Source organism: Achromobacter sp. 1011791174, from assembly GCF_059760925.1.
Window position 1 is genome coordinate 1 of the sequence record NZ_JCBANH010000161.1, and the last position, 7,144, is coordinate 7,144.

At 65.5% G+C, this 7,144-nt stretch carries 7 protein-coding genes and 1 rRNA gene; all 8 read right to left on the reverse strand.

The window, feature by feature from the left end; translation table 11 throughout:
- Positions 1–523: thiamine pyrophosphate-binding protein (locus AC6LJ5_RS29520; RefSeq protein ID WP_498142364.1), on the reverse strand; the 523-nt coding region annotated here is incomplete at its 3' end.
- 155 nt (positions 524–678) lie between these two features.
- Positions 679–1,431, reverse strand: a complete 753-nt coding sequence (locus AC6LJ5_RS29525) for an amino acid ABC transporter ATP-binding protein (protein ID WP_498142365.1) — start codon at positions 1,429–1,431, stop codon at positions 679–681.
- 4 nt (positions 1,432–1,435) lie between these two features.
- Positions 1,436–2,128 carry an amino acid ABC transporter permease gene (locus tag AC6LJ5_RS29530; RefSeq protein WP_103275772.1) on the reverse strand — a complete coding sequence of 231 codons (693 nt, stop codon included), beginning with the start codon at positions 2,126–2,128 and terminating at the stop codon, positions 1,436–1,438.
- 30 nt (positions 2,129–2,158) lie between these two features.
- On the reverse strand, positions 2,159–2,950 hold the full coding sequence (locus AC6LJ5_RS29535) for an ABC transporter substrate-binding protein (protein WP_103275773.1): 792 nt from the start codon (positions 2,948–2,950) through the stop codon (positions 2,159–2,161).
- A gap of 41 nt (positions 2,951–2,991) precedes the next feature.
- On the reverse strand, positions 2,992–3,900 hold the full coding sequence (locus tag AC6LJ5_RS29540) for an arginase family protein (RefSeq protein ID WP_498142367.1): 909 nt from the start codon (positions 3,898–3,900) through the stop codon (positions 2,992–2,994).
- Positions 3,901–4,189: 289 nt separating this feature from the next.
- Complete coding sequence (locus AC6LJ5_RS29545) at positions 4,190–5,056, reverse strand: IclR family transcriptional regulator (protein WP_392413182.1); 867 nt, start codon at positions 5,054–5,056, stop codon at positions 4,190–4,192.
- A 193-nt stretch (positions 5,057–5,249) separates the two neighbouring features.
- The gene (locus AC6LJ5_RS29550) at positions 5,250–6,272 is read right to left on the reverse strand and encodes an amino acid ABC transporter substrate-binding protein (protein ID WP_498142366.1); all 1,023 of its coding nucleotides are present in this window, start codon (positions 6,270–6,272) and stop codon (positions 5,250–5,252) included.
- A gap of 599 nt (positions 6,273–6,871) precedes the next feature.
- A 5S ribosomal RNA gene (gene rrf, locus AC6LJ5_RS29555) occupies positions 6,872–6,984 on the reverse strand.
- Between the last annotated feature and the right edge of the window lie 160 nt (positions 6,985–7,144).

The following is a 7,144-nucleotide window of genomic DNA, read 5'->3' on the forward strand; positions in this document are numbered from 1 at the left end:
CGGGCGCAGCCGCGCCCGCTGGCAGGTCCGTCCAGGCGGCGTCGGCCGGCAGGATCAGCGTGGCAATATTGCCAGGCTCGCGTCGCGCGACGGCGACGGCCTCGGCCGCGTCGGCCGAGATCGCGCCAGCGGTGAGCGTGCGCCGCACCCAATGCGACATGGGCCGCGCCACGCCCTCGACATCACTGGTCAGCGGTGCGTCGTACTGCACATGATAGGTGGCATGATCGCCCACGACATTGACCATGGGCGTGCGCGCGCGCTTGGCGTTATGCAGGTTGGCCAGGCCATTGCCCAGGCCCGGCCCCAGGTGCAGCAGCGTGGCGGCGGGCTTGTCGGCCATGCGCGCATAACCGTCGGCGGCGCCGGTCACGACACCTTCGAACAGGCCCAGCACGCAGCGCATGTCCGGCTTGCGATCCAACGCCGCCACAAAGTGCATCTCGGACGTGCCCGGATTGGCAAAGCAGACGTCCACATCGTTGGCAAGAAGGGTATCGCAAAGACTGTCAGCGCCGTTCATCGTGTTTCCCTGGTTGTTATATCGAGTGCGGGCCGGCGGCTGCGCGCGGGCCCGACAGGCATGATAGGTAGGGTAACGCAAACCCGGTGGGGCCATCTGCGCGGCTGGCCATGGAACCATTCCGCCGATTCCGGCTGCCGGAATTTCCGCCCGCGCTACGCCAGGATCTGGCCCAGGAACGCCTGCGCCCGCTCGGAGCGCGGCGCGCGGAAGAAGTTGTCCGGAGTGTCGATCTCGACGATCGCGCCCTGGTCCATGAACACCACCCGGTCGCCGACCTCGCGCGCGAAGCCCATTTCATGTGTCACGCAGATCATGGTCATGCCATCGCGCGCCAGCGCCACGATGGTGTCCAGCACTTCCTTGACCATCTCGGGATCCAGCGCCGACGTCGGCTCGTCGAACAGCATGATCTTCGGCTGCATGCAGAGCGCGCGCGCGATGGCCACGCGCTGCTTCTGGCCGCCGGAAAGCTGGCCCGGATACTTGGCGGCATGCTGCGGAATGCGGACGCGCTCCAGATACTGCATGGCATGATGCTCGGCGTCCCGCTGCGCCACGCCCTTGACTAGCATCGGCGCCAGCGTGCAGTTCTCGAGCACGGTCAGGTGCGGGAACAGATTGAAGTGCTGGAACACCATGCCCACCTCGGCGCGTATCCGCTCGATGTTGCCCAGCTCCCCGTCCAACTCGATGCCGTCGATCACGATGCGGCCCCGCTGATGTTCCTCCAGCCGGTTCAGCAGCCGGATGGTGGTGGACTTTCCGGATCCTGAAGGCCCGCACAGGATCAGCTTCTCGCCGGCCCGCACATCCAGGTCCAGCCCGTCCAGCACCTGGAAATCGCCATACCATTTCGACACGTCCCGCATCGTGATGATGGGCGCCGCGCAGTTCAATCCGTCCATGGCGTCAGGCCTTCGAGATATCGTGGTTGTCGCCGGCCCCGCTCCAGTAGCCCGGCACGGTCAGCCGCTTTTCGGAGCGACGGAACAGATACGCCAGCACGCTGCACAGCGCGAAATAGATGACCCCGACCATGGTGTAGACGGTCAAGGCCTGGAAGGTCGCGCCGGCCAGCATTTCACCGGCGCGCATCAGTTCGTACACGCTGATCACCGCCACCAGCGACGTCTCCTTGATCAGCACCAGCGCGTAGTTGCCCAGCGCGGGAAAGATCGTGCGCAATGCCTGCGGCAGCACGATGCGGCGCAGCCGCTGCCAGCGGCGCAGGCCGAGCGCGCGGGCCGCTTCGTACTGGCCCGCGTCCACCGACTGGATGCCGCTGCGGAACAGCTCGGCCAGATAGGCGCCGAAGTTCAGCGTCAGGCCCAGCACGCCAGCCACGAAGCCGTTGATCACCACGCCCATCTCGGGCAGGCCGTAGTAGATGTAGAACAGCTGCAGCAGCAGGGGCGTGCCACGGATGATGTCGATGTACACGCGCGCCGCGCGGCTCAAGGCCGCATGCCTCGACAGCCGGCACAGGCAGACCACGAGGCCCAGCGCCACGGCCAGAAAGGCCGAACAGAAGAACAGCGCCAGGGTCCAGACCGTGCCTTCGGCCAGCGGGGTCAGGTACATGCGCAGGGTAGCGAAGTCCAATTCGTGCTCCTCGTCCGTGGCCTGGCGGCCTTACTTGCTGATCAGGTCCTGCACGCCCCACTTCTGCCCGATGGCGGCCAGCTCTCCGTTGCGCTTCATCTCGGCCAGGGCGGCATTGACGGCCCCGAGCAACGCGGCATTGCCCTTCTGCACCGCCATGCCGACCTGCCATTTGCGTTGCGGCTGGTAGCCGGTATCCAGCTTCACGCCCGGGATGTTCTTGGTCTTGATCTGATAGACGATGCTGGGCGGATCGACGATGCCCAGGTCGATGCGGCCGGCGCGCACGTCGGCCAGCAGCGTGGAGTAGTCCTGATAGGTGGACACCTTGGTGTCCGGCATGTCCTTGATCATGTTGAACTGCACGGAATCGACCAGCACGCCGACGCGCTGGCCGCGCATGTCCTCGAACTTGCCGTAGCGCCGGGTCGCCTTGTCGCTGACCACGATGCCTTCGCCCCATTCATAGACCGGCGCCGAGAAATCGATGGCGCGCGCGCGTTCCTCGGTGATGAACAAGGGCGCGGACATGACGTCGGCACGGCCCGAGGTCAGGGTCGGGATCAGGCCCGAGAACGGCACGTCCGACAGCTTGTCGGCCACGCCCAGGTGCCGGGCGACGGCCGCCGCCACATCCACCATGATGCCCTCCAGGCGATTGGATTGCGGATTCTTGAAACCGTGCGGCGGCGCGGAGGCCGTCGTGACCACATTCAACGTCTTGTCGGCGCGCACTTCGTCCAGCGTGCGCGCATGGCCCGCGGCGGCTTGCGCCAGCAGCGCGGCCGACGCCAGGCCGAGCAGAATGGATTTGAGTGTCATGGATTTCCCCTGGAATGTATGAATGCCGCCAGCGCGCCGGATCAGGCCGGACGCCCTTGCGGATACCGCTGCACCGCGGCCGCCGCCAGCGCGCAGAATTCCTGCATGACGGTCGCGGCCAGAAAGGCCGTGGCGCCCTGCACGTCCTGAGGCGGCGACACGGTGTTGACATCGAAGGCCACGAAGTTCAGCCCCGCAAGCTGACGCAGCAGCGCCAGCCCTTCCTTTGGCGACAGGCCGCCCCACTCCGGTGTGCAAACGCCCGGCGCGCAGGATGGGTCGAAGATGTCCATGTCGAAGCACAGATACACCGGCCGCTGGCCGATGCGCTGCCGGATCGCGTCCAGCGCGCCGGTCCGGTCGGCATCGAAGTCATCGAAAGGCAGGATCGTGTAGCCGACCTCACGGCCGAATTCCAGCACGCCGGGCATGAAGGAGCTGCCGCGCGTGCCAACATGGAAACTGCGCGCCACATCCAGCAGACCTTCCTCCGCGGCGCGGGTGAAGGTGGTGGCGGTGTTGTAGCCCGGGATGGGATAGGTGTCGGTGTGCGAATCGAAATGCAGCACCGCGAAGTCCGGATGGCGCCGCGCGACGGCGCGCAGCTGCGGCAGTGTCACCGCGCCATCGCCGCCCATCGAAATGGGAATGGCGCCCGCGTCCAGGATCGCGCCGATGCCGGCCTCGATCAGCGGAAACGAGGCGTCAGGATCGCCGGGATGGCAGGCCACGTTGCCCACATCGACGGCGCGCAGGAACTCGGATGGATTGTCGATGCCATGCCGGCGGAAGATGTCCACCGGCCGCAGCAGCCGCGACTGCTCGCGGATCGCGTCGGGTCCCTGGCGCGATCCCACCCGGAAGGGATGCGTGCCGCAATCGAAGGGAATCCCGACCACGCAGGCGCGCGCCGCGCCGGACTCCGGGGAACGGGCCGGCGGCAACCCCATGAATCCCGGCACGGGATGAAAGCGGACTTCGGCGGACTGCGACACAGCGCGGCTCCTTGGCGCCGGCCGCTCACCTGTCATGAGCGGCCGTTAATTTAGATTTGATCGAATCGGTATACGATACGGTCATGTCGAAATTAGATTAACGCGCAAGAAGTGGCAGCGCCAATTAGGGAGTTTCCCTTAAGCGCGGCCCAAATACTTGATCAAAATAATATGGAATACGCAGCGCAGGCGCCGCTCGGAGGGCCTCCGCGCCGTCGCGGACCCGCAGTCCGCCTAACGGATATCAGGCTTCGCCGGCCACGGATATCGGCGTGGCGCGCAGCGCGCCGCCGGGAGGCTCCAGCTCGTAGAAGGGATGAGAACGTCCCAAGGTGCGCGACACGCTGATGGCATGCGCGGTTTCGACCACCTGCGGACCAAACACGGCCTGCGCCTGTTCGAACGACCAGCGGCTGGATGGAACCGACACATTGACCGCGCCCAGGGGGATGCCGCCGGCATCCAGCACGGCGGCGCTGACGGTGATGTCGCCCGGGTAGAACTCGCCATTGGAACGTGCATAGCCGTGCCGGCGCGCGAACTCCAGCTCAGCCAGCAAGGCGTCCATGCCGGTGATCGTGGCGGCGGTATGGGATCTACGGTCGCTGCGCTCCAGCAGCCCGTGGGCCACGTCCGGATCCAGCCGCGACAGCACCGCGCGCCCCGCCGCCGTGCAATACAGCGGCAGGCGCATGCCGACCGGCATGTTCACGAACATTTCCTTGTGCGTGGCGAAACGCGCCACGTACACCATGTCCAAGCCGTCGGGCTCGGCCAGGCTGCAGGTTTCCTGGCAGTTGCGGTTGAGCGAATGAAGGAACGGATTGCCGCCCAGCACCAGCGGACTGGTCTGCACGTACTTCATGCCCAGTTCCAGCGACCAGGGTCCCAGCGAGAACTTCTTGCTGGCGGGATCCTTGCGCAGATAGCCCAAGGTCCAGAGCGTATGCGTGAAGCGCTGCACCGAACTCTTGCTCAGGCCCGTGGCCTCCGCCAGCTCGGGCAGCGTCATCGCCGGTCGCCCTTCGCTGAATGCCCTGAGCACGGAGACGCCACGCGCCAGCGCGGCGACGAACAAGGGAGAATCCTCGGCGGATGGGGACTGCGTCATGGTGCGCGAAACAGGCATGGGAAAGGCGATAGCGTACCGCATTACGCTGCATACATATCGGCTGGCGATCCTTTTCGTCGTGGCCGGCAACGAGACCCGCGCGCCGAATGCCGGTGAAAGCGAGGCCTATCCCGCGCGCAATGGAAAACGGCCCGCGATCGCGGGCCGTTCAGGACCATCAATGCTCAGCGGATCAGCGGATCGGCCACGGATACATGGCGCCGCCCTTGCTCCACAGCGCATTGGTGCCGCGTTGCAGGTTCAGCTTGCTGTCCTTGCCCACGTTGCGCTCGAACACTTCGCTGTAGTTGCCCACCGCCTTGATGGCGTTATAGGCCCACTTCTCGTCCAGCCCCATGTTCTTGCCCGCGCCCGGCGTCACGCCCAGGATGCGCGCGACGTTGGGATTGTTGCTCTTGAGCATTTCATCCACGTTCTTCTGCGTGATGCCGTATTCCTCGGCTTCCAGCAGCGCGAACAGCGTCCAGCGAACGATGCCCAGCCAGTTCTCGTCGCCCTGGCGCACCATGGGGCCCAGCGGTTCCTTCGAGAAGCGTTCCGGCAGGATCTCGTAGTCGTCCGGCTTGGCGACCTGCGTGGCGCGCACGGCGGCCAGCTGCGAAGCGTCGTCGGTGAAGGCGTCGCAACGGCCTGATTCGAAGGCGCGCACGACCTCGGTGACCTTGTCGATCACCACCGGCTTGAATTCGATCTTGTTGGCGCGGAACCAGTCCGCCAGGTTCAACTCGGTGGTCGTGCCCGGCTGCACGCAGACCGTAGCGCCGTTGAGTTCCTTGGCGCTCTTGACGCCCAGCCTCTTGTTCACCAGGATGCCCTGGCCGTCATAGAAGCTGACCGCCACGGCCGACAGGCCCAGCGAGGTATCGCGGGTCTGCGTCAGCGTCACGGTGCGCAGCAGCACATCGACTTCCCCCGACTGCAGGGCGGTAAAGCGTTGCTGCGTCGACAGCGCGGTGCCCTTGAACTTGGTCGGATCGCCAAACACCGCCGCCGCCACGGCGCGGCAGATGTCCACGTCCATGCCTTCCCACTCGCCCTTGCTGTTGGTGGCGGAGAAGCCCGACACACCGTCGGTCAGGCCGCATTGCACGAAACCCTTTTTCTTGACCGCATCCAGCGTGGGGCCGGCAACCGCCGCTTGGGACGCGCAGGCCAGGGCAAGAGCGCCGGCCGCCAACGAGAAGAACCGCTTCATATTATTGACTCTCCAGAATGCGCGCGCGGCGACCTCGTAGACCGCCCCGCGCATTGAAATCCAGGTCCAGGATTGCGGACCGGTCGCCAGATTACGCCATGTCCATGGAGTGAACAACGGAACCGGGCCTAGAGAAAACCCGATGCCCGCGCTGCCGGGCGACGCCGTCGCGGTCCTGTGATCGAACTTTTTAAGATCCGGAGCTGGCCGGCAAGGTGGCGGCGCAGGTGCAATCCGAGCGCTTGCAGTCGGCGCTGTTCTTCGAGGCGCTTGTAGCGTCCGCACCCCGGATAGACCGGTGCGGCCCGCATTCCCGCCAGAGAGCCTCGCGGACGGGGCGTGTGGTCACCAGCAGGCGACCAGCATGCGGCCGCGATGGCAGGCGCCCGGCTCGCGCGCAGCGATGCAACGTAAAAGGCCCCGTGGCGCGAGCCGCGGGGCCTTTCTTGTATTCATGTCTTGCGCGAGCCATGACTGTAGCGGGCCCGTGCCCGGCGCTGACCTGGCGCAGCCCGTCCGCCCTCGAGGCGTCCGAGCATTTGCGTGCGCACAAAAACAAAACCCCGCAGCGGTGAGCTGCGGGGTTCTGAGCAATAAAAGCCTGACGATGACCTACTTTCACAGACGTCCGTCCACTATCATCGGCGCAAAGTCGTTTCACTGTCCTGTTCGGGATGGGAAGGAGTGGGACCAACTCGCTATGGTCGTCAGGCGTAACCGGTTGAGCGCGCGCCCAGGGCATGCGCTCCAATCTTGGAAGAAACACAACAGGCGCATCAGAGAGTTCTCTCGATGATCGCGCACTCGGGTTGTAATCGATGTTGGCTGGCTGCTGACGGGGCAGCCAGATTTTGTATTGAACGACACTTGTA